At 62.1% G+C, this 22,374-nt stretch carries 19 protein-coding genes and 8 tRNA genes; 22 read left to right on the forward strand and 5 right to left on the reverse strand.

Annotated features, from left to right (window positions below):
• The first annotated feature begins 208 nt into the window (after positions 1 to 208).
• The 4 genes from LPA36_RS13765 (at position 209) to LPA36_RS13780 (ending at position 3,407) form a co-directional block, all read left to right on the forward strand.
• Positions 209 to 302 (forward strand) — tRNA-Ser (locus LPA36_RS13765).
• A 206-nt stretch (positions 303 to 508) separates the two neighbouring features.
• Positions 509 to 688, forward strand: coding sequence for a DUF2934 domain-containing protein (locus LPA36_RS13770; protein ID WP_228877301.1), 180 nt, complete (start codon positions 509 to 511; stop codon positions 686 to 688).
• Positions 689 to 861: 173 nt separating this feature from the next.
• Complete coding sequence (locus LPA36_RS13775) at positions 862 to 2,871, forward strand: AI-2E family transporter (protein ID WP_228877302.1); 2,010 nt, start codon at positions 862 to 864, stop codon at positions 2,869 to 2,871.
• A 179-nt stretch (positions 2,872 to 3,050) separates the two neighbouring features.
• Complete coding sequence (locus LPA36_RS13780) at positions 3,051 to 3,407, forward strand: hypothetical protein (protein WP_228877304.1); 357 nt, start codon at positions 3,051 to 3,053, stop codon at positions 3,405 to 3,407.
• Between the two features lie 102 nt (positions 3,408 to 3,509).
• Here LPA36_RS13780 and fabI read toward each other — a convergent pair whose 3' ends face one another.
• Entirely contained in the window at positions 3,510 to 4,301 is a 792-nt protein-coding gene (gene fabI / locus LPA36_RS13785) for an enoyl-ACP reductase FabI (RefSeq protein ID WP_228877305.1), read from the reverse strand.
• A 328-nt stretch (positions 4,302 to 4,629) separates the two neighbouring features.
• On the opposite strand from fabI, the gene LPA36_RS13790 reads away from it, so the two are divergent.
• From LPA36_RS13790 to LPA36_RS13810, 5 genes are all read left to right on the forward strand, one after another.
• Complete coding sequence (locus LPA36_RS13790) at positions 4,630 to 6,441, forward strand: extracellular solute-binding protein (protein WP_228877307.1); 1,812 nt, start codon at positions 4,630 to 4,632, stop codon at positions 6,439 to 6,441.
• 81 nt (positions 6,442 to 6,522) lie between these two features.
• A complete protein-coding gene (locus tag LPA36_RS13795; protein ID WP_228877308.1) occupies positions 6,523 to 7,560 on the forward strand; it encodes a microcin C ABC transporter permease YejB in 1,038 nt (345 codons plus the stop codon).
• Positions 7,514 to 8,656, forward strand: a complete 1,143-nt coding sequence (locus LPA36_RS13800; protein ID WP_407674274.1) for an ABC transporter permease — start codon at positions 7,514 to 7,516, stop codon at positions 8,654 to 8,656. Before LPA36_RS13795 ends, LPA36_RS13800 begins: the two co-directional genes overlap by 47 nt.
• Positions 8,653 to 10,284, forward strand: coding sequence for an ABC transporter ATP-binding protein (locus LPA36_RS13805; protein WP_228877312.1), 1,632 nt, complete (start codon positions 8,653 to 8,655; stop codon positions 10,282 to 10,284). Before LPA36_RS13800 ends, LPA36_RS13805 begins: the two co-directional genes overlap by 4 nt.
• A 125-nt stretch (positions 10,285 to 10,409) precedes the next feature.
• Positions 10,410 to 11,078, forward strand: coding sequence for a C40 family peptidase (locus tag LPA36_RS13810; protein ID WP_228877314.1), 669 nt, complete (start codon positions 10,410 to 10,412; stop codon positions 11,076 to 11,078).
• Between the two features lie 137 nt (positions 11,079 to 11,215).
• On the opposite strand, the gene LPA36_RS13815 is transcribed toward LPA36_RS13810, so the two are convergent.
• Complete coding sequence (locus tag LPA36_RS13815) at positions 11,216 to 12,301, reverse strand: patatin-like phospholipase family protein (RefSeq protein WP_407674282.1); 1,086 nt, start codon at positions 12,299 to 12,301, stop codon at positions 11,216 to 11,218.
• A 267-nt stretch (positions 12,302 to 12,568) separates the two neighbouring features.
• On the opposite strand from LPA36_RS13815, the gene gltX reads away from it, so the two are divergent.
• The 9 genes from gltX (at position 12,569) to LPA36_RS13860 (ending at position 15,829) form a co-directional block, all read left to right on the forward strand.
• Positions 12,569 to 13,978 (forward strand): glutamate--tRNA ligase, encoded by a 1,410-nt coding sequence (gene gltX / locus LPA36_RS13820; protein ID WP_228877318.1) that lies wholly within the window; start codon positions 12,569 to 12,571, stop codon positions 13,976 to 13,978.
• Positions 13,979 to 14,107: 129 nt separating this feature from the next.
• A tRNA-Ala gene (locus LPA36_RS13825) sits at positions 14,108 to 14,183 on the forward strand.
• A 140-nt stretch (positions 14,184 to 14,323) separates the two neighbouring features.
• Positions 14,324 to 14,399 (forward strand) — tRNA-Glu (locus LPA36_RS13830).
• A gap of 77 nt (positions 14,400 to 14,476) precedes the next feature.
• Positions 14,477 to 14,553: transfer RNA gene (locus tag LPA36_RS13835), tRNA-Asp, on the forward strand.
• A gap of 60 nt (positions 14,554 to 14,613) precedes the next feature.
• Positions 14,614 to 14,689 (forward strand) — tRNA-Glu (locus LPA36_RS13840).
• A 77-nt stretch (positions 14,690 to 14,766) separates the two neighbouring features.
• Positions 14,767 to 14,843 (forward strand) — tRNA-Asp (locus tag LPA36_RS13845).
• 60 nt (positions 14,844 to 14,903) lie between these two features.
• Positions 14,904 to 14,979 (forward strand) — tRNA-Glu (locus LPA36_RS13850).
• Between the two features lie 81 nt (positions 14,980 to 15,060).
• Positions 15,061 to 15,137: transfer RNA gene (locus LPA36_RS13855), tRNA-Asp, on the forward strand.
• A 224-nt stretch (positions 15,138 to 15,361) separates the two neighbouring features.
• Positions 15,362 to 15,829: a GNAT family N-acetyltransferase gene (locus LPA36_RS13860; RefSeq protein WP_228877319.1), complete on the forward strand. Its 468-nt coding sequence runs from the start codon at positions 15,362 to 15,364 to the stop codon at positions 15,827 to 15,829.
• Between the two features lie 27 nt (positions 15,830 to 15,856).
• Here the strand turns inward: LPA36_RS13860 and LPA36_RS13865 are convergent, their stop codons facing one another.
• On the reverse strand, positions 15,857 to 16,750 hold the full coding sequence (locus tag LPA36_RS13865; RefSeq protein ID WP_228877321.1) for an AraC family transcriptional regulator: 894 nt from the start codon (positions 16,748 to 16,750) through the stop codon (positions 15,857 to 15,859).
• A 159-nt stretch (positions 16,751 to 16,909) separates the two neighbouring features.
• Between LPA36_RS13865 and rraA the strand changes: the two genes are divergently transcribed.
• Complete coding sequence (rraA, locus tag LPA36_RS13870) at positions 16,910 to 17,404, forward strand: ribonuclease E activity regulator RraA (RefSeq protein WP_228877322.1); 495 nt, start codon at positions 16,910 to 16,912, stop codon at positions 17,402 to 17,404.
• Positions 17,405 to 17,420: 16 nt separating this feature from the next.
• Positions 17,421 to 17,822: a gamma-glutamylcyclotransferase family protein gene (locus LPA36_RS13875; RefSeq protein WP_228877324.1), complete on the forward strand. Its 402-nt coding sequence runs from the start codon at positions 17,421 to 17,423 to the stop codon at positions 17,820 to 17,822.
• Positions 17,823 to 18,103: 281 nt separating this feature from the next.
• On the opposite strand, the gene aceB is transcribed toward LPA36_RS13875, so the two are convergent.
• Both aceB and LPA36_RS13885 read right to left on the reverse strand, forming a co-directional pair.
• On the reverse strand, positions 18,104 to 19,708 hold the full coding sequence (aceB, locus tag LPA36_RS13880; RefSeq protein ID WP_228877326.1) for a malate synthase A: 1,605 nt from the start codon (positions 19,706 to 19,708) through the stop codon (positions 18,104 to 18,106).
• Between the two features lie 69 nt (positions 19,709 to 19,777).
• The gene (locus LPA36_RS13885; RefSeq protein ID WP_228877327.1) at positions 19,778 to 20,575 is read right to left on the reverse strand and encodes a haloacid dehalogenase type II; all 798 of its coding nucleotides are present in this window, start codon (positions 20,573 to 20,575) and stop codon (positions 19,778 to 19,780) included.
• A gap of 151 nt (positions 20,576 to 20,726) precedes the next feature.
• Here LPA36_RS13885 and LPA36_RS13890 point away from each other — a divergent pair, with 151 nt between their 5' ends.
• Entirely contained in the window at positions 20,727 to 21,629 is a 903-nt protein-coding gene (locus LPA36_RS13890) for a LysR family transcriptional regulator (RefSeq protein ID WP_228877525.1), read from the forward strand.
• 184 nt (positions 21,630 to 21,813) lie between these two features.
• Positions 21,814 to 22,248, forward strand: a complete 435-nt coding sequence (locus LPA36_RS13895; protein ID WP_228877329.1) for a universal stress protein — start codon at positions 21,814 to 21,816, stop codon at positions 22,246 to 22,248.
• Positions 22,249 to 22,374 lie beyond the last annotated feature (126 nt).

Below are 22,374 nucleotides of genomic sequence, written 5' to 3' on the forward strand. Positions count from 1 at the left end.
GATGTGCGGCGGGCCCATTACGGGCTTGCCCGCGTGTCTGCTTGCCTGCGAATGCATGGCGGGTGCATGAGCGTGGGTGAGTTCGAGAGGAATTCACGCGTCGATGACGAACTGGCACAAAAAATGTGTCGTAGAAATTGACCACGTTGCGTGAACCCGCTATTATCTTGGCTTCGTCGCGCTGACTCCCTGCGCGAGCGAAAGTTTGGGAGACGTGGCCGAGAGGTCGAAGGCACTCCCCTGCTAAGGGAGCATCTGGGCCAAAACCTGGATCGAGGGTTCGAATCCCTCCGTCTCCGCCAGCGATGGCGGCGAAACCCCGTAAGTTCTCGGACTTACGGGGTTTTTGTTTTTCTGCTGCGTAGTTTCCCTTCCGCGCACATTCATATGTCGCGCAAATCGCGGCACGCCGATTGCTCCATTGACCTCGTTGAAACGAAATGTTTGAGGCGCGTTGAGCGCACGCCTTGCTGGCGCGCGGGTCACGCGAACCCACGGAGGTCACGTCATGGACAACACTTCAATCGAAGAGCAGATTCGGACCCGCGCCTATCACCTCTGGGAGAGCGCACGCGATCCCAAGGGCACGCCCGATGAATACTGGGAACAGGCCCGCGCCGAAATCCAGAGAGAGCAGAGCGGCGGCAAGGCGCTGGAAAGCGGCGCTGATCCGGATGGCAAGGCCTGAGCCGGGAGCCCCGGTGTAGCGCAGTGCGAGCAGGCGGATATCCATGCTGCGTTTCCGCCTGAAGGGCACTTTCCTGCCGTTGCATTTCCCGTCCTGACCCGACACGCGGCGATGATTCATCCCGCGCGTCTTCACAGCGCAGCGTCAGTCACGAAGCATCCGGATCACTTCATATGAACGAGTCGCCCGATCTGCGTCAGCGGCGCAAGACGTCACACGTGACTGCTTCCGCGACGCCCACCGTTCAGGGGCTGATCACGCTCGCGGTCGGCGTGACGGTGGTCGCCGGTCTCTACTTCGCGCGCGAGGTGCTGATTCCGATCACGCTCGCGATCCTGCTAAGTTTTCTTGTCGCGCCGCTTGCGGATCTGCTGTGGCGCTTGCGACTCGGGCACGTCGTTTCAGTGTTTCTTGCCGTGACGATGTCGGTCTCGGTGATGGTCGTGCTGGGCGGCGTCATCGCCACGCAGATGACCGATCTGGCGTCCGGCATTCCGCGCTATCAGGCGACGATCGAACACAAGATGGACGCGGCGCACGGTTTGACGATCGGTCGGCTGAACCGTCTGATCAGCGCGGCCGGGCAGGCGTTTCAGCACGCGACGGTGGAGAAGCCGCCATCGCCGCCACCGCAGCGTGCATCGAGTTCGCCCGAGGCACGCCCTGATGCGGCCGTGCCGGTCGAGGTACGCGAGCCTGTCCCCACGCCGCTTGAACTCGCGCGGCGCGTGCTGTCGCCGATCATCAGTCCGCTCGAAACCGCGTTTATCGTCTTTGTCGTGACCGTCGTGATCCTGCTTCAGCGCGACGATCTGCGCGACCGCGCGATACGGCTATTCGGTTCGCGCGACCTGCATCGCACGACAACCGTGATGGATGAAGCGGCACGACGTCTGAGCCGCTACTTTGTCTCGCAACTTGGCGTGAACGCCGGGGTTGGCGTCGTCATCGGCGTGGGTCTCTTTTTTATCGGGGTGCCGAGTCCGGTGTTATGGGGCATTCTCGCCGCGCTGCTGCGTCTCGTGCCGTATGTCGGTATCTGGATTTCCGCCGCGCTCGCAACAGCGCTCGCGGCCGCTGTGAGTCCCGAGTGGACGATGGCGATCGCGTCGCTGGCGCTTTTCGTGGTGGTGGAGGTGCTGGTTGGGCAGGTCGTCGAGCCGTTGCTGTACGGACATAGCACAGGTCTCTCGCCGTTCTCGGTCGTGGTCGCCGCGATTTTCTGGAGCTGGATCTGGGGGCCCATCGGGCTGATTTTGTCGACGCCCTTGACACTGTGTCTCCTCGTGCTCGGGCGCCATGTGCGGCGGCTCGAATTTCTCGACGTGCTGCTGGGCGATCAGCCCGCGTTGACGCCGGTCGAGAACTTTTATCAGCGCATCCTGGCGGGCGACGCGGACGAAGCGCTGGAGCAGGCGGAAATCCTGCTCCGCGACCGGCCACTCTCGGCGTACTACGACGAGGTCGCGATCAAGGGCCTGCAGCTCGCTGCGAACGATGTCCAGCGCGGTAGCGTGACGGCAACCCAGCTCGCGCGCATCGAGACGACGGCGAGCGACCTCATCGAGGGACTGGAAAGTTTCGATGACGACCCGCGCGCAGACGTCGAACCGGTCTTTGCGTCATCTGAAGACAGCGCGCACCGGCTCGCACCCACGACCCCGGAAAACGACAGCACGCGAGAGCCGACGTTCGCAGATGTCGAACCGGTAGTGCCGCAGATTCCCGCGCATGGCGCACAGCGTCGCGTGCTGTGCGTGGCCGGGCGCGGACCGCTGGATGAACTCGCTACGTCGATCCTCGCGCAACTGCTCGCGAAACACGGCTTCGATTGCCGGGCGTTGCCGCATGAGGCCGTGTCCCGCACCGGCATCGACACGCTCGATGCCACGACGGCATCGGTAGTCTGCATTTTCTATCTGGGCATCGACGGCATTCCGTCGCACCTGCGCTATCTCGTGCGGCGCGTGCGCCAGCGTGCGCCACACGCGTCGATCGTCGTGGGACTCTGGCCCGAAGGCGATACGGACGGGTGGAGCGGAAATCTGCAGGACGCGATGGGCGCAGACTACTACGCGACGTCGCTGCGCGACATGGTGAACGCGTGCATGACGTCGGGGCAACGCACGGGCCTCGCCCGCGAGGCGATCGCGGAGCGTCCCCTGGATGACATGGCCGCGTGACTCACGCCCTCATTTCTTGATGCCTGAAATCTTTGCAAATCTGCCAGCCATGTAACGACACGTAACGGAGTCGCGGAGGATGCGAGGTTGTGCATCAGTTATTACAAAGTTGAAATACGCGATTGGCGACGTTAAGTTATATTCCGGTCCAACAAAATCAACTCGCCAAAGGTGAATTCATGAAGTCGGCTCGTGTTGTTTCGTTGTTGATCGGTGCGCTGGCGGTCGGGGCGTCAGGCGTTGCGATGGCAGGCGTGAGCGTGGGTGTCAATATCGGCATTCCCGCTCCTGTCTACGTTGCGCCGGCGCCGGTTTACGCGCCGCCTCCGCCTCCGCCGGTTGTCTATCAGCCCGCGCCGGTGTATGGGGCGCCGGTGTATGGTGCCCCGGCGATCGTGATCGGCTGGCACGGTGACCGTTACTACGACGGCCACCGCTACTGGGCGCGCGATGACTGGTATCGTCATCATCCTCCCGGCCATGACTATCATGACCACGGTCACCACGACAATGGTCATCACAACGGCTGGCACTAGGCGTGTTGTGATGCTGCGCGTGGAAAGAAAAAGCCGCCTGGACGGGCGGCTTTTTCTTTGCTGCTGCGATCAGGGTGGTAACCGCTGATTCGCGTTATCGCGTTACTCGGCGACACCCGCCATGCCGCCTACGACTTCGCTAAAGCCGCTGTCGACGTGCACGATTTCAGCGGTCACGCCGCCGGCGAGGTCGGAGAGCAGGAACGCTGCGGTATTGCCGACCTGCTCGATCGTCACATTGCGCTTGAGCGGTGCGTTGTTTTCGACGAATTCGAGGATCTTGCCGAAGCCCTTGATGCCGCTTGCTGCAAGCGTCTTGATCGGGCCAGCCGAAATGCCGTTCACCCGAATGCCCTTGCCGCCCAGCGAGACCGCCAGATAACGCACGCTCGCTTCGAGCGACGCCTTGGCGAGACCCATCGTGTTGTAGTTCGGGATGGCCTTTTCGGCGCCGAGGTAGCTGAGCGTGAGGAGTGCCGCATCGTTCGACAGCATCGGGAGTGCGGCCTTCGCAAGCGCGGGGAAGCTGTACGCGGAGATGTCGTGCGCGATGCGGAAGTTCTCGCGCGTCATCCCGTCGAGGAAGTCGCCGGCGATCGCTTCGCGCGGCGCGAAACCGATCGAGTGGACGAGGCCGTCGAGGCTGTCCCAGCGTTCCTTCAGCGAGACGAAGAGGGCGTCGATCTGTGCGTCGTCCGCAACATCGCACGGGAAGATCAGGTCGCTGCCGAATTCGGCGGCGAATTCGGTGATGCGGTCCTTGAAGCGTTCGCCGACATACGTGAAGGCGAGCTCGGCGCCTTCGCGTTTGCAGGCCTGCGCGATACCGTATGCAATGGAACGGTTCGACAGCAGGCCGGTCAGCAGGATTCGTTTACCAGCGAGAAAGCCCATGAAATCTCCAGATGAAGTCTGCGCGCCGTGACGTTCGGCCCTGATCGGCCAGGTTTGGCCGGGTTTGATGTGCGTTGAAGCTGGATCGAACCGGGCCCCGTCCTGGCCGGATGGCCATGATGTGGCCAGACGTTCGGATCGCGCGGGTTTATTGGGTAGAATTCTCTCACATTGCAACTGCCCCCTGACCAATAAGGCCCCTATGACGACTGGCTTGCCAACTGGCTCGCAATGGCCGCATCCGTTTCGTGCTGGATGGCATACCGTGATTCGCGTGTTGTCGTGGGCGGGCGTCAGGGCACGGTCGCGGTCGGAGCGCGCATGTTCGATGGCGTTTGCAGCTGGCGTCATCGCATTGTTCGCAGCGCAGCCGGCGCAAGCGGTCTATGCAATCGCTCAATATGGCGAGCCGAAATATCCAGCTGATTTCAAGCACTTCGATTACGTGAATCCGTCGGCACCGCGCGGCGGCACGCTCGTGCTCGCGAATCCCGACCGTCTTACGAGCTTCGACAAGTTCAATCCGTTCACGCTGCGGGGCAACGCTGCACCGGGCCTCGGCGTGATGTTCGAAAGCCTGATGACGGGTAGCTCGGATGAAGTCGCGTCGGCCTATGGCCTGCTGGCCGACGACGTCAACATCGCGCCCGATGGCCTGTCAACGACGTTTCACATCAACCCGCGCGCGCACTTTTCGAACGGCGATCCCGTCACGGCCGACGACGTCAAATACTCATTCGATACGTTGAAAAGTCCGAAGGCCGCGCCGCAGTTCGCCGCGTATTTCGCGGAGATCACGCGCGCCGTGGTGGTCGACCCGAAGACGATCCGCTTCGAGTTCCATCAACGCAATCGCGAGTTGCCGTTAATCGCAGGCGGAGTGCCGGTGTTCTCGCGCAAGTGGGGGGCGAAGCCGGACGGCAGTCACGTCGCGTTCGACCAGATTGCGTTCGAGGAGCCGATCGGCAGCGGGCCGTATGTCATCGAGCGCTACGATAACGGTCGCAACATCACCTATCGGCGCGATCCGAACTACTGGGGCGCGGCGTTACCAGTGCGCGTGGGCACGTTCAACTTCGAGCGCATCACCTACAAGCTGTACTCCGATGAAATCGCGCGACGCGAAGCGTTCAAGGCGGGTGAATACGACGCGTTCGTCGAATATGTCGCGCGCAGCTGGGTGCGCCGCGACGTCGGCAAGAAGTTCGACAGTGGCGAGCTGATCAAGCGCGAGTTTGTGCAGCATAACGGCACGGGCATGCAGGGCTTTATCCTGAACCAGCGCAGGCCGCTCTTTCAGGATGTGCGCGTGCGCAAGGCGCTCGATCTCGCGCTCGATTTTCAGTGGCTCAACCGGCAGCTTTTTTACAGCCAGTACAAGCGGATCGACAGCTTTTTCGCAAACACGGACCTGCAGGCGAGCGGGCTTCCTTCAGCCGGCGAACTTGCGTTGTTGAACCCGTGGCGCGCGAAACTCGATCCAGCGATTTTCGGGCCGCCGCCGAAGCAACCCGATACCGATCCGCCGGGATCGTTACGCGCCAACCTGTTGCAGGCTCGCGCGCTCCTCACCGAAGCGGGCTGGACATATCGCGATGGCGCGTTGCGTAACGCAAAGGGCGAACCATTCGAGTTCGAGATTCTTGACGACTCAGGTTCGGCGGCAGCGATGGAGCCGATCACGGCGACATTCGTGCGCAATCTGGGCAAGCTGGGCATCGTTGCGCGTTTTCGCGTCGTTGATTTCGCGCTGTACCAGAAGCGTCTCGATGCATTCGACTTCGACGCCACCACGATCCGTTTTCCCGACGTGCAGGTGCCGGGCTCCGAGGAGATCGACCGGTTCGGCAGCAAGGCCGCGGGGGAAACGGGTTCGGGCAACTATATTGGCCTGAAGTCGCCGGTCGTCGATTCGATCCTGAGCTCGCTGATCCAGGCGCAGACGCGCGAACAACTGGTCGACGCGACCCACGCGCTCGACCGCATACTGATGCATGGTTACTATGTGGTGCCGCACTGGTACAGCGCGACGCATCGCGTTGCGTACCGTCGCGGCATGGCATGGCCGAAGACGTTGCCGCTGTACTATTCGGCCAACGACTGGATTACGTCGACGTGGTGGTTCGAGCCAAAGCCCTGACGTGATGTGACGCATCACGCAGGTATTCAGCTGTCGCCGCATCCCTTCAATTGCACTGGACCACGTCCTGGACGCTCGACCATGTGGAGCTACATTCTCAAACGTCTGCTGTTGATGATTCCGACGCTGCTCGGCGTGTTGACGCTGACGTTCGTCGTGATCCAGTTCGTGCCGGGCGGTCCCGTCGAGCAGGCCGTGCACGATCTGCGCAAGGGCGCGGAGCAGGGCGCGACGTTTGGCATGCGCGCGCATTCGGGCGTCGACGCCCAGCAGATCGCGCAACTCAAGGCGCTGTACGGCTTCGACAAGCCGCCGCTCGAGCGTTACGTGCTGATGCTCAAACGCTTTGCGCGGTTCGATCTCGGGCAGAGCTATTTTCGCCATCAAAGCGTGTGGTCGCTGATCGTGTCGAAGCTGCCGGTGTCGATCAGCATCGGGCTCTGGACGTTCTTTCTGACCTATCTCATCTCCGTGCCGCTCGGTATCGCGAAAGCAGTGCGAAACGGCTCGCGTTTCGATGTCGCGACAAGCCTGCTGGTGCTGGTCGGCTACGCGATTCCCGGCTTTGTACTTGGCGTGCTGCTCCTCGTGCTGTTTGGCGGCGGATCGTTTCTGCAACTCTTTCCGCTGCGCAATCTCACGTCCGATAACTGGGAGCAGCTAAGTATCGGCGGCAAGATTCTCGATTACCTGTGGCACATCACGCTACCGATTTTCGCTTCTGTCATAGGCAGCTTCGCCGTCATCACAATGCTGACGAAGAATGCCTTTCTCGACGAAATCCGCAAGCAATACGTCCTGACCGCGCGCGCGAAAGGCCTCTCCGAGCGGCGCGTATTGTGGAAGCACGTGTTTCGCAACGCGCTGCTGCCGTTGATCGTCGGTTTTCCCGGCGCGTTCATCGGCGCGTTCTTCACGGGCAGCCTCCTGATCGAGACGCTGTTCTCGCTCGATGGTCTCGGCCTGCTGTCCTACGAATCGGTGGTGCGCCGCGACTATCCGGTCGTGCTCGGCACGCTCTATCTGTTCACGCTGATCGGTCTTGCGACGAAGCTGATTTCCGACCTGTGCTATGTGTGGGTCGACCCCCGCATTCAATTCGAACAACTGGAGCGCTGACTTGAGCCAGGCCGTTCCACATACCCGCAACGAGACAGTTCGCGCGCTCGTGTCGCCGTCGCCGGCTCGTCGCATCTGGATGCGCTTCAGGCAGCAGCGTCTCGGCTACTGGAGTCTGATCATTTTTATTGTGGCCTTCGCGGCGAGTCTCGCGGGGCCGCTGTGGTCGAACGACAAGCCGCTCGTTGCGCGCTACGAAGGTCACCTGTACTTTCCGCTTTTCGAGACCTATCCGGAAACGACGTTCGGTGGCGACTTCCCGACGCCTGCGGACTATCTCGACCCGTATATCCGGCATCGCTTCGATGCGCCCGGCAATTTCGCGATCTATCCGCCAAATCCGTATTACTACGACACGCTCAACTATTTCTCGAAGGTGCCCAATCCCGCGCCGCCTTCACGCGATAACTGGCTCGGCACGGACGACCGCGGCCGCGATCTGTTCGCGCGACTGCTGTACGGCTTTCGCGTGTCGGTGGAATTCGCGCTGGTGCTGACGCTCATCGGCACCGTCATCGGCATCTTCACGGGCGCGATACAGGGTTACTTCGGCGGCAGGACGGATATCGTCGGTCAACGTCTGATCGAGATATGGAGCGCGATGCCTGAGCTGTATCTGCTGATCATTTTCGCGTCGATTTTCGAGCCGGGCTTCATCCTCCTGATCGTGCTGCTGTCGCTTTTCGGCTGGATCGGCCTGTCGGATTATGTGCGCGCGGAGTTCCTGCGCAACCGTCAGCAGGATTACGTGCGCGCGGCGCGGGCGATGGGGCTTTCGAACTGGCAGATCATCTGGCGTCACGTACTGCCAAACAGTCTCACGCCCGTCATCACGTTCCTGCCGTTCCGGATGAGCGGCTCGATTCTCGCACTGACAAGCCTCGATTTTCTCGGCCTCGGCGTGCCGTCGCCGACGCCCAGTCTTGGCGAACTGCTCGCGCAGGGCAAGGCCAATCTCGACGCGTGGTGGATCTCGCTGTCGACGTTTGGCGTGCTGGTCGCCACGTTGCTGCTGCTGACATTCATGGGCGACGCGCTACGCAACGCGCTCGATACCCGCATCGCTGACGCGATGCGCGCGGGAGGCAACCAGTGAGCGGCGCGAACGCATCCACTAAAGCGTCTTTCGAGGGGCCGCTGCTTGCGCTCGATCGTCTGCACGTGACGTTCGGTGACACGGTCGCGGTCAACGACGTGACGCTTGCCATCGAGCGCGGCGAACGGGTGGCGCTCGTCGGCGAATCGGGTTCGGGCAAGAGCGTGACGGCGCTCTCGATCCTGCGTCTCCTGAGCGACGCGCAGGTGAGCGGCTCGATCCGGTTCAACGGCGAAGAACTTCTGACGAAGAGCGAACGCGAGATGCGCGGCCTGCGTGGCTCCGACATCGCGATGATCTTCCAGGAGCCGATGACGGCGCTCAATCCGCTCTACACAATCGGCGACCAGATTGCCGAGACGATCGTGATACACGACGGCGTGTCGCCGCTCGAGGCGCGCAAGCGCACAGTGGCGCTGCTCGCGCGCACCGGTATCGCCGAGCCGGAAAAGCGCGTCAACAGCTATCCGCATCAGTTATCGGGCGGCCAGCGTCAGCGCGCGATGATCGCAATGGCGTTGTCATGCCGGCCGCGTCTGCTGCTCGCCGACGAGCCGACCACGGCGCTCGACGTCACGATTCGCGCGCAGATCGTCGAGTTGCTGCTCGAACTCCAGCGCGACGAAGCGCAGAAGCGCGGCATGGCCGTGCTGCTGATCACGCATGATCTCAATCTCGTCCGTCATTTCGCGCAGCGCGTCGCCGTGATGGAGAAGGGCGTGCTCGTCGAAAGCGGACCGGTCGAGCAGCTGTTCGCCTCGCCGCAGCATCCGTACACGCAGCGTCTGCTGGAGAGTCGCCCGGAGCGGACCGTGATGCCGGTGATGCCGATCGCGCCGGTCATCCTTGAAGCGCGCGACGTCTCGGTCGATTTCCGAACGAAGTTGCCGGGCATGGGGGGGTGGTTCCGGTCGGGGCGTTTTCGCGCGGTGGCGGACGCGGATGTGTCGGTGAGGCAGGGCGAGACGCTCGGTATCGTCGGCGAATCGGGATCGGGAAAATCTACCCTTGCGATGGCGCTACTCGGGTTGCAACGCACGGCGACGGGCGAAATCGATTTCCAGGGGAAGGCGCTCAGGCGCTATCGGGGGCGCGAACAGACCGCGCTGCGCTCGAACATGCAGGTGGTCTTTCAGGATCCGTTCAGTTCACTTTCGCCGCGACAGACGATCGAGCGGATCGTTGGCGAAGGTCTGGCGCTGCATCGGCCGCAACTGGGTGCGCAAGGGCGGCGCGAGAAGGTGATCTCGGTGCTGCGTGAAGTCGGTTTGGACCGGACGGTGCTGCAGCGCTATCCACACGAATTCTCTGGTGGCCAGCGGCAGCGGATCGCCATTGCCCGGGCGCTGGTGCTGGAACCGCGGCTCCTGGTGCTCGATGAACCGACCAGTGCGCTCGATGTTTCGATCCAGCAACAGGTGCTCAAGCTGTTAGTCGGTCTGCAGCAGAAATACAACCTCGGGTTCATTTTCATCAGCCATGACCTTGCCGTCATTGGCGCAATGGCGCATCGGGTCGCGGTCATGCAGAACGGTTCTATCGTGGAATCCGGCGATGTGGAGAAAATTTTTGCTGCCCCAGGTCACCCTTACACACGAAAGCTGCTGAAAGCTTCGTTCGCGACCTAACATTCACCAATTGGGTGCGTGTCTCGATTGTATTTTTCTATTTGTTTTGACAGATAAATACTTACTGGCTAGTATCGACAAAACTTTCCGTATCCCACTGATTTTTAGGCAAAAAATACCGACCAATGCAGCACCGATCTCTAACCCAGGCTTGTACGCGCGTCGTCGCCGGGATGTTTATCGGCGTCATGATGGCTGCAGCTCCCGGCGCGTTCGCCGACGAAGTAAGCAGTATTAACCAGAACGCCACATTTTCGATCCAGAATGGATCGAATTCATTATCTTCCTCCAGTTCGCAAACCCAAAGCGCCGCATCGTCAAGCGATAGCGGCGCCCGGTCATTTCTTTCCGGCATGGCCGGAAAGGCCGGTGACGTCGTGGTGGGCGCGCTCAACATGATTGGCGTGCGCTACCGCTGGGGTGGCAACACGCCGGATTCGGGTCTCGATTGCAGTGGCTTCGTCCGCTACGTGTTCCAGGACACGCTGGGCATGGCGCTCCCGCGTCGCGCCGAAGAAATGAGCCGGGTCGGCGAAAAGGTCCGCATGAGCGAGCTGAAGCCGGGCGATCTCGTGTTCTTCAACACGATGCGTCGCGCGGCGTCCCACGTCGGCATCTACATCGGCGACAACAAGTTCGTGCATTCGCCGTCCACGGGCAGCACGATCCGTGTCGACGACCTCGACGACGGGTATTGGGAAAAACGTTTCACCGGGGCGCGTCGTATCGAGACGTCGTTTACGGAACAGCAGGACCTGCGTACGCGTGTGAACGCGACCATCGGCGGCAACTGAGCGTTCCCGGTCCTGCACTGCACGCATGAAAAAGCCCGCTTCGAAAGATGCGGGCTTTTTTGCGTCTGGCGCTGTCCGTTGACGGGACGGATCGCACGCGCCGCCGCAGGCGCATCGATCCACCCGCCGGATAACCGTCAGACGACCGGCCGCCCGGCCGCGAGTTTGCGCTGGAGCTCCGGCATGATCTTCGCGACGGCTTCTTCGCCGGCAAGAATCGCGGCGTTGCGCTGGCTGAAGTCGCTGCTGTTCATCGCGGCGAGATTCGGGCGGATCACGATGTCGGCGTACTTGTCGAGTTCGTAGGCCTTGATCGTCTGGCCCATGATTGTGAATGTCTGCATGAGCACGTCGAACGAGCTTGCCGTCAGCGCCGTTTCCGGACGCGCGGAGATGTCGACCGCGATCACGAAATCCGCGCCCATCTTGCGCGCGAACGAGGCCGGCACCGGGCTGACGAGGCCGCCATCCACGTATTCGTGTCCGCCGATCTTCACGGGCTCGAACACCGACGGCACGCTGCACGATGCACGCACCGCAATGCCGGTGTTGCCTCGCTGGAACAGGATCGGCTGACCGGTCTTCAGATCGGTCGCGACGATGCCCAGCGGTTTCGCCATCTTTTCGATCGGACGATTGTTGAGCGTCGTGTTCAGGTAGTTCTGGAGCGCGACGCCCTGCAGGAAACCGCGCGTACGGAAGGGCATCGCCCAGTCGCTGATTGACGCTTCGTCCATCTTCAGGGCGAGCCGGTTCATGTCGATGCCGCTCATGCCCGAGGCATACAGCGCACCGACTACCGACCCCGCGCTCGTCCCGCATACGAGGTCGATCTCGACGTTGCGCGCCTCCAGCGCCTTGATCACGCCAATATGGGCGAAGCCGCGCGCCGCGCCGCCGCCTAGTGCAATGGCGACACGAAGCGGCCGTGGCGGTTTGCTGACGGGCGGCGGCGTGGTCGCGACGGGGTTGTCCGTCGATGCGGTAGTGGCAGGTTTGCTGCCGCCAGGCGTGGTTGTGCACGCGGTAAGGATGGCGGAGGCTGCAGCAAGCGAAAAGTTGCGGCGGCTCAGACGAGGGGATGACGGCTTCAACGATTTCTCCAGCGGCGGCATCCGTGCGATCCGGGTCAGGGATATCGCGTGACGGGACGCGGCATTCGTTCCAGGGCGATCACCCACGGCAATCGCACCGCGCCGCAGTCGGGAGGGCGGCGCGGGCACATCATAAAGCAAAGCGTTGGCGCCGCGCGGGAATGGCGTGCGAAAACCGCCGGCTGAAACAACGCGCACCTGCTTACCCGAAGCACCTCGCACGCATACGGACACGGCACGGACGACTGCAACCGGCGGGTATAATCGCGGACTTGCATCTGTCATTCGAGTCCACGCGCCGCGTTGCACCCTGCCTGCGCCGCATGGACGCGTTCCGCTTTCGTGCGTCATCGCGTTGATGTCCGCGCGCTGGCGCCTGCCTTCGAGTAACCGCACATGACCACACCCGTCCGTACCCGTTTCGCACCGAGTCCCACTGGCTTCATCCATCTGGGGAACATCCGCTCAGCGCTGTATCCGTGGGCGTTCGCCCGCAACATGAAGGGCGCGTTCGTGCTGCGGATCGAGGACACCGATCTTGAGCGTTCGACGTCGGCGTCCGTCGACGCGATCCTCGAAGGAATGAACTGGCTCGGTCTCGATTACGACGAAGGTCCGTTCTACCAGATGCAGCGCATGGACCGTTACCGCGAGGTCCTGAAGCAGATGGTCGAAAAGGACCTCGTGTACCCGTGCTACATGTCAACGGAAGAACTGGACGCGCTGCGCGAGCGTCAGCGCGTCGCGGGCGAGAAGCCGCGTTATGACGGCACGTGGCGCCCGGAGCCGGGCAAGGTCCTGCCGACGCCACCGGCCGGCGTCGAGCCCGTGCTGCGCTTTCGCAATCCGCTGACGGGGACCGTCGTATGGGAGGACGCCGTGAAAGGGCGTATCGAAATCTCGAACGAGGAACTGGACGACCTCGTGATCGCGCGTCCGGACGGCACGCCGACGTACAACTTCTGCGTGGTCGTCGACGATATCGACATGCGCATCACCCACGTGATTCGCGGCGACGATCATGTGAACAATACGCCGCGTCAGATCAACATCCTGCGCGCGCTCGGCGCTGAGTCGCCCGTCTATGCCCACCTGCCGACCGTGCTCAACGAGCAGGGCGAAAAGATGAGCAAGCGCCATGGCGCAATGAGCGTGATGGGCTATCGCGACGCGGGCTATCTGCCAGAGGCCGTGCTGAACTATCTCGCGCGACTTGGCTGGTCGCATGGCGATGCGGAAATTTTCTCGCGTGACCAGTTCGTCGAATGGTTTGACCTCGACCATCTCGGCAAGTCGCCGGCGCAATACGATCACGACAAGCTCAACTGGCTGAACGCGCACTACATCAAGGAAGCCGACAATGCGCGTCTCGCGGCTCTCGCGAAGCCGTTCTTCGGCGAACTCGGAATCGACGACGCGGCGCTTGCTGCGGGTGCCGATCTGACTGCCGTTGTGGGTCTGCTGAAAGACCGCGCTTCGACGGTGAAGGAGATCGCGGAGAACGCCGCGATGTTCTACCGCGCGCCGGCTCCGGAACCCGAGGCGGTCGCGCAGCACGTCACCGACGTTGTGCGCCCCGCACTGACCGATCTCGCGACTGCATTGAAGAGCGCGGAGTGGACAAAGGAGAGCATCGCTGCCACGTTGAAGGCAACGCTCGGTGCGCACAAGCTGAAGATGCCGCAACTCGCGATGCCGGTCCGTCTGCTCGTGGCGGGCACGACGCACACGCCATCGATCGACAGCGTGCTGATGCTGTTCGGTCGTGACGTCGTCGTGAGCCGCATCGAAAAGGCGCTTGCCTGAACGAGCGGCTGCGATTCTTCTCGCGCGTGAAACTGTATGCATGCGGCTTTGAAAAAAGTCGTATGCGGTGACTCAAAGGGTATTTACAAAACGAGATTCGCTATCTACAATCTCGCTTCTGTTCTGCAAGGGGGTATAGCTCAGCTGGGAGAGCGCTTGCATGGCATGCAAGAGGTCAGCGGTTCGATCCCGCTTACCTCCACCATCAGAGCAGAATGAAGTCTTTCGAAGCGCAGTCGTTGTAGCAAAAAAGACTTCACAAACAGCAGTACGGCAGTTAGAATATCGTTCTTCGCTGTTGGCGGTAAATAACAGCGAGAACACGACAGAATCTGAAAAGATTATGTCCCCTTCGTCTAGAGGCCTAGGACATCACCCTTTCACGGTGAGTACAGGGGTTCGAATCCCCTAGGGGACGCCAGATATCAGCGTCGCTTGGTTGTCGAGAGCGGCGTCGCTTGCAGAGATTTAACTATCGCTCGCGGGCATGCAGTAAATGGAGTGGTAGTTCAGTTGGTTAGAATACCGGCCTGTCACGCCGGGGGTCGCGGGTTCGAGTCCCGTCCACTCCGCCAGATAAAGCCCGTTCAGGTGCGCTTGAGCGGGCTTTTTCATTAAAGGTGTAAGCGTACATTGTCCCCTTCGTCTAGAGGCCTAGGACATCACCCTTTCACGGTGAGTACAGGGGTTCGAATCCCCTAGGGGACGCCAGATATCAGCGTCGCTTGGTTGTCGAGAGCGGCGTCGCTTGCAGAGATTTAACTATCGCTCGCGGGCATGCAGTAAATGGAGTGGTAGTTCAGTTGGTTAGAATACCGGCCTGTCACGCCGGGGGTCGCGGGTTCGAGTCCCGTCCACTCCGCCAGATAAAGCCCGTTCAGGTGCGCTTGAGCGGGCTTTTTCATTAAAGGTGTAAGCGTACATTGTCCCCTTCGTCTAGAGGCCTAGGACATCACCCTTTCACGGTGAGTACAGGGGTTCGAATCCCCTAGGGGACGCCAGACATCAGCAGCGCCACGGCAAGCCGGCGATGCAGCTTGAGAGAGGTAACCAACGCTCGCAGGCCATGATGCAAAAAAGCTGGAGCGGTAGTTCAGTTGGTTAGAATACCGGCCTGTCACGCCGGGGGTCGCGGGTTCGAGTCCCGTCCGCTCCGCCAGATCAAGAAAAAGCCCGCTGAGTTTCAGCGGGCTTTTTCTTTTTCGTCGCCAGATTCCCGATACGCGCGGCCAACGTTATTGCCCCTGCCTGCGTCATTTCTTTCGCGACTTTTACGTGGGTCATACTGAAGCGTGGCCGTTCCGGCTGCCTCGGGCAAACCGCCCTTGCCAGCGCACGCCGCCTGTCTTACCTTTGTGCGGTCATCCTTCAGCCCGTTGCGCCATGCTCGACCCGACCGAAGACCTGTCGCCCGCCTACCTGTTGCGCACAGCCAGCATGGACGACTTCGAGTTCGCCGAGGCACTCACGCGCAACAATATGGGCGGCTATTACAAGCGTCACCATCTGGTGTGGCGCGGCGACCTGTTTCTGGCCAGCTGGCGGGAATCGGAAAATTTCATCCTCGAAGTAGAGGGTGTGGCGATCGGCGTGCTCCGTGTCACCGAGGAAGGTGATTCGCTGCATATCCGCGACGTCCAGATCAGCGAAGGACATCGCCGGCAGGGCGCCGGCACCTATATGCTGAACATGTCGCACCGGTGGGCGCGTGCGCGTGGACTGCGGGAACTCCAATTGCGTGTTTTCGTCGATAACCCGGCAGCCCGGCTCTATCAACGCATGGGGTACCGTCTCGCCGGGCCGCGCCTCGCGCAGCTCGGGGCGATCCGTCACATGGCGCGACGCGTCTGACGCTATCGCGGCTTCGACGCACTACGGCTATTTCAGCTGGCCGCGGTGCGCATCCAGCTCATCTACGAAGAGGCTGCTCTCGTCTTCATCTTCATCGTGCCCCCGGGTGCGATGTTCGGCGCCGCGTTCGATGAACGCGCGGGGGCTTTCGCCAAATGCGCGCCGGAACATCGCGGAAAACGCACTCTGGCTTTGATAGCCGAGTTCCTGCGCGACGTGTGAAAGCGGACGGCCCTGACTCAGCAGCGGAATTGCACGCGCGAGAATCGCCTGCTGACGCCACTGTGAAAAACTCACGCCCAGTTCCTGGCGAAACAGGCGCGCAATGGTCCGCGTACTGGCTCCGACACCTGACGCCCAGCCTTCGAGCGAATCAGTATTGGCTGGATCGGCGATAACGGCTTCGCACAGCGCGCGCAGGCGCTTCTCGACAGGCATGGGCACCGAGAGCGGTAACGGCTCGGAGCGCGTCAGTTCATCGAGCGCCAACGAGCCCAGCAGGCGTTCGCGTGCCGCGGAAAGGCCGGGTGTATCGAGGGCGGCTATTACTTCACGCAGCAACCCCGAGACTTCGACGACGCGACATGCGTCGAGCCCCGCGGGCACGACCGATTCGTTCACATACAGCGTGCGCAGAAACGCATCCTCGACGATCACGACTTCGTGTGTGACATGCGGCGGTACCCAGATTGCGCGCGATGGCGGCACCATCCACGTTGTGCCCGATGTCGTCATGCGCAACACGCCGCGCGACGCATACGCGACCTGCGCCCATGCGTGGGTGTGACGCGCGACGCGAACGCCAGCCGGCATCGGTCGTGACCGGACACGAATGGGATGCGTCGGCGTCGGCGCGAATTCCGGCGGAATGTCGGCGAAATCCACTCGGGTTGATTTCGACAACTCAACGGGCTGCTTCATGACGGACAGAGATAACCTGAGGCGAACAGTGACGCCATTGTAGAAGCGTTGCCGGCGCTCAGGCGACAAGTCGCGCAACGTTAGCCATTCGGAAGAGGGTCCCCGGAAACTCGTGCGAGGCATAATGCAGTCATCCCGTTTATATCTCTGGAGTGAGCGATGACCTTTGCGACCACAGATCTGTGCGATGCCAATGAGGACAAGCTGGCAACAGGCACGCTTCGTGTGCTCGACCCCGTGTTCCGTCTGTGGGGGCGCGCGGGTTCGTTTGGCGGCGAGGCCGTGACCCTGAAGCTCTTTGAAGACAACACGCTGGTGCGCGCCACGCTCGAGGAAAAAGGCAACGGCCGCGTGCTCGTCGTCGATGGGGGCGGCAGCCGGCGATGCGCGCTGGTTGGCGGCAATCTTGGCCAGATTGCTGAAAAGAATGGCTGGGCCGGCATCGTGGTAAATGGGTGCGTGCGCGATACGCTTGAATTGAACGAATGCAATATCGGTGTGGCGGCGCTGGCCACCCATCCTCAGCGCAGCCAGAAACGCGGCGGAGGCGAGCGCGATGTACCGGTGCATATGCCCGGGGCGGTCGTGCGTGCGGGTGAATGGGTCTATGTGGATATCGACGGCGTACTGGTTGCCGCCGCGCCGTTGAACTGACCGGAAGGGGAAAGCAATGCAGAACGTGTTTGTCTACGGCACGCTTCGCGCGGGGGAAGTTAACGACATCAGTTCGGCAGCGGCGCGCCACGATATCGCGGCGCCCACGCTGCTTGGCACTGCGACCGTCAAGGGCCGGCTATACGATTTCGGCGCATATCCTGGGCTCGTTGTGGACGAGCACGGTGTGTCTGTCACGGGCGACGTCTACGCGATCGACGATGCACTTGTCGCGGTGCTCGACGAAATCGAGGAGGTGTATCCTGGCGTCGAAGGTTTATTCCGGGGGCGTGATGTCACGGTCGAGGTCGACGGCGCGGCAGTCCCGTGCCGTTTTTATCCCGTAGCGAAAGAGGCCGTGCCCGGTTTGAAGGAGATCACGTCAGGCGACTGGGTGGCGCATCGTCGCGCAAGATAACGGGATGCGTGGGCCTCGTCGCGCCCGCATCGAAGTGCGCCCCGTTCGGCGAATGTCGCGACAGGTGTTGAAGCGGTCGCCGCCATTCGCCTGATCCATGCGGCCTGCACGGCCCGTCCACCCGATGCACCCAGCGCGACGAACGCCCAGGAAGAAAAACGGCTCAATGGGTCGAAACCCATTGAGCCGCCGCATGATGCGCCCGAGCCATACCTGGACCTGAACCGCGCCAGCGCGCCAGCTAGCCGTCCAGACCGGCCCGTATCGACACAGGCGTGATATCAGATCTCTTCGTACAGCGGCAACGTCAGAAACTCGGTGAAGCTTTCCGACGTCGACATCTCTTCGAAGATGACTGCGGCACGCTCGTAAGGCTTCGTATCGCCGCCGACGGCAGCCTTTACCTTTTCGAGTTCCTGCTTCGTCAAATCACGCACCATCGCAGCGGTGACCTTGCGACCGTCGTCGAGCTTGCCCTTCGGCGAGCGGATCCACTGCCATACCTGCGAGCGGGAGATCTCGGCGGTCGCCGCATCTTCCATCAGGTTGTGGATCGGCACGCAGCCATTGCCCGCAAGCCACGAGCCCAGGTAATGGATGCCGACATTAATGTTGTTGCGCAGGCCTGATTCCGTGATGGGCGCCTCAGGGCGGAAGTCCGTCAGGTCTTTCGCGGTGACCAGCACGTCATCGCGCTGCTTGCCGATCTGGTTGGGTTTGTCGCCGAGCACACGGACGAACTCTTCCATCGCGATCGGGACGAGGCCCGGATGCGCGACCCAGCCGCCGTCGTAGCCGTCGCCGGCGTCACGCGCCTTGTCGGAGCGCACGCCGCCCATCGCCTTGTCGTTGGCTGCCGGGTCGTTCTTGATCGGAATCAGTGCGCTCATGCCGCCGATCGCCGGCGCGTGACGGCGATGACATGTCTTGAGTAGCTGCAGCGCATAGGCGCGCATGAACGGCACCGTCATCGTGATCTGCGAGCGGTCGGCAAGGCAGAAGTCCTTGTCATTCTTGAACTTCTTGATCGCCGAGAAGATGTAGTCCCAACGGCCTGCGTTGAGGCCCGAGCTGTGCTCGCGAAGCTCGTACAGGATTTCGTCCATTTCGAAGGCGGCGAGAATCGTCTCGATCAGCACGGTCGCGCGAATCGTGCCGCGTGCGATACCCACGCCTTCCTGTGCCGCGACGAAGATGTCGTTCCACAGGCGCGCTTCGAGATGGCTTTCGAGCTTCGGCAGGTAGAAGTACGGGCCCGAGCCGCGCTTCACGAGTTCCTTCGCGTTGTGGAACAGGAAGAGCGCGAAATCGAAGATGCCGCCCGACACGCGCTGGCCGTCGACCGTCACATGCTTTTCGTCGAGGTGCCAGCCGCGCGGACGCACGATCAGCGTCGCGACCTTGTCGTTGAGGCGGTACGACTTGCCGTTCTGTTCGAGCGAAATCTCGCGGCGCACGGCGTCGTTCAGGTTCAGATGACCGGTGATCAGATTGTCCCAGCTCGGCGCATTCGAATCCTCGAAGTCCGTCATGTATGAATCGGCGCCTGAATTCAGCGCGTTGATGATCATCTTGCGTTCCACCGGCCCCGTGATTTCGACGCGTCGGCATTCGAGATCCTTCGGCAGCGGCGCGACCTTCCAGTCGCTATCGCGGATATGCGCCGTTTCAGCGAGAAAGTCGGGGCGCTCGCCGGCGTCGAGGCGCTTCGTGCGCTCGGCGCGCGCCTTCTGCAGTTGCTGGCGGCGCGGCTCGAACACGCGATGCAGGTTCGCGACGAGTTCGAGTGCGGCGGGTGTGAGAATCGATTCGAAGCCCGGCTTGATCTCAGCGGTGATACGCATGCCTTGCGGCAGTTGCAACGATAACGACGATTGGTTCGCCATGGTTTCTCCCTTGGTCGGTCAGATTATGGAAATGCGATGAGGTGTTTCATGCCGTTCAAACCACTCGGTTCACGTGGCGCCGGGGCTGTGGCGCGCGCGGCCTGAGCCTTTGTCGTGCGGCAGAAGGGTGTCCAGAAACGCGGGCAGATCGGCAAGACTTGTGCCGGTGCCGTGCGGGCTCACGCCGAGTTCCTCGGCGGGGCCGCGGGCACGGTTGACCCAGAATGTGGTGTAGCCGAACCACGTCGCACCGGCCACGTCCCAGCCGTTCGACGATACAAATACGATCTCGCGTGGCGTGGCGCCAAAAGCGGCCGGACCAAGGGCGTAGGAAGCCGGCGCAGGCTTGTAGGCGCGCACGGCGTCGACTGACAGCACATGGTCGAAAAGACCGGCCATCCCGGCGCTCTTGACCGCGATGTCGAGCATTTGCGGATTGCCGTTGGACAGGATCGCGAGCCCGATGCGTTTGCCCGCGGCGACGTCGGCGGCAACTGCGGCGCCTGCCCGAAGCTCGCGCAACTGGCGCAGGACGGGAACGGCATCAGGGAATGCGGAGAGGCACGCATATTCATCCATCAAGCGCTTTTCCGCAGCCGTATTCAGCGTGAGGCCGAGTTTGCGCGCGGAGAAACGCAGCGCGTCGAGCGTGATGGTCCAGAACGGTTCGTAGCGTGCGCCGCCCACATCCGACAGCGTGCGCAACTGCGTGTATTCGATCTGTTTCTGACGCCACAGGAGCGAAAGGGCGTCGCCGTGGCCAGGGAACATCTGCTCCGCGGCAGCGACGACCGAATGCACGTCGAAAAGCGTGCCGTACGCGTCGAAAATAACTGCTTTGGGGAAGAGTGTCGTTGTGGCCGACATTGCCGTGCGCTCCAGTCAGAGGTCAAGACGGATTCTATTAGTGATGTGCGGTAGATAGAAAGACGGTAAACATCACTTGATCTTTTACTTTCATATGCCTAATCTGACGCTCGACTCCATCATGAGCGTCTACGCGACGCACCCAGCCGACATGGACCGCTTCAAGCAGATCGAGACCTTCGTTGCCGTCGCGGCGCGCGGCAGCCTGTCCGCAGCGGCCCAGGCAGAGGGTGTTGCGCCCGCCATCATTGGACGCCGGATCGATGCCCTCGAAGAAAGGCTCGGCGTCAAACTGCTCGTGCGCACGACCCGCAAAATCACGCTGACATACGAAGGCTCCGCGTTTCTGGAGGACTGCCAGCGCGTCATCCACGACATGCAGAACGCGGAGTCGAGCGTGTCGGCGGGCGGGGTGAAGGCGAGCGGGCACCTGCGTCTTTCGGCGCCAGCCGGTTTCGGGCGGCGCCACGTCGCGCCGCTTGTGCCGGCCTTTACCGTCGCGCATCCCGATGTGTCGATCACGCTGGATCTGTCGGACCGGATGGTCGACCTCGTCAACGAGGGCTTCGACTGCGCAGTGCGGCTGGGCGAATTGCCCGATTCGTCGCTGGTATCGCTGCGCCTTGGCGACAACCGGCGCGTGGTGGTGGCGTCGCCCGCCTACCTCGCGCGGCGCGGCGCACCGGAAACGCTCGCTGCGCTCGCAGGTCACAACTGCCTCGCGCTCGGCGCGAGCGCGAACCAGCAACGCGGCTGGACGTTCCAGCAGGACGACAAGGTCGTGACGATCAGGGTTTCCGGTACGATGGAATGTTCCGACGGCGTGGTCCTGCACGAATGGTGTCTCGAAGGCCACGGCCTTGCCTGGCGCTCGTGGTGGGAAGTGGGCACCGATATCGCAGCCGGACGCCTCGTGACGGTGCTCGACGATTTCGCGGCGCCGCCCATCGGCATCCACGCGGTGTTTCCACAGCGTCGACATCTGCCGTTGCGGGTGCGGCTTTTTCTCGATTTCCTGAAACATACGTACAGCCATCCGGGCTACTGGGGTTAGCGCAAAGCCGTGTCCCGCGTGGCTCGCGCGGGTTTCCGATATGCGGACAGACCCGCACGCGGGCCGTGTAGCGGATTTCGGCGCACTACAATCGATTCGAGGCGCCGCGCATTGCCCGCTACTTGCATGCGCGCCGCTATCCCGCGGACCTGACGGAGCGCCGCAGCTGACGACGGAGGGCACGATGTTCAAGCACATCCTGGTTCCGACTGATGGTTCAGATCTGTCCAAAATGGCCATCGACGGCGCAATCGACCTCGCCAGGGCGGTCGGTGCGCGGGTGACGGCCTACGCGTGTCTGCCGCAATATCCGTACTCGCCGTTTTCCGAGGTCGTGATCGAGCCGCCGGTCGATTTTCAGGAGCGCAGCGAACGCGAAGCGCGCCTGCATCTGCAGGAAGTCGAGCAGGCGGCGCTCGACGCGGGCGTCGCATTTGCAAGTGAGACGAGCGTCCATCCTTCGCCGTATCTGGGGATCATCGAGGCAGCGGAGCGGGGTGGTTGCGACGTGATCTTCATGGCGTCGCATGGGCGGCGCGGCCTCGGCAGCCTGTTGATCGGGAGCGAGACCCAGCGCGTCCTGACGCACACCAAAATCCCGGTGATCGTCTATCGATGAGTGTCGTTGACGACGTTCCCGGCAGGCGCCGCAGGACGGCGCACCATGGATACCCCTGAGGAAAAACGCGCTGGCGGATAGCCAGCGCGCGTCTTGTTCGCTCTTCGCACGGTGATGCCGGGCCTG

The organism is Paraburkholderia saeva, from assembly GCF_907164555.1.
Classification (GTDB): Bacteria; Pseudomonadota; Gammaproteobacteria; order Burkholderiales; family Burkholderiaceae; genus Paraburkholderia; species Paraburkholderia saeva.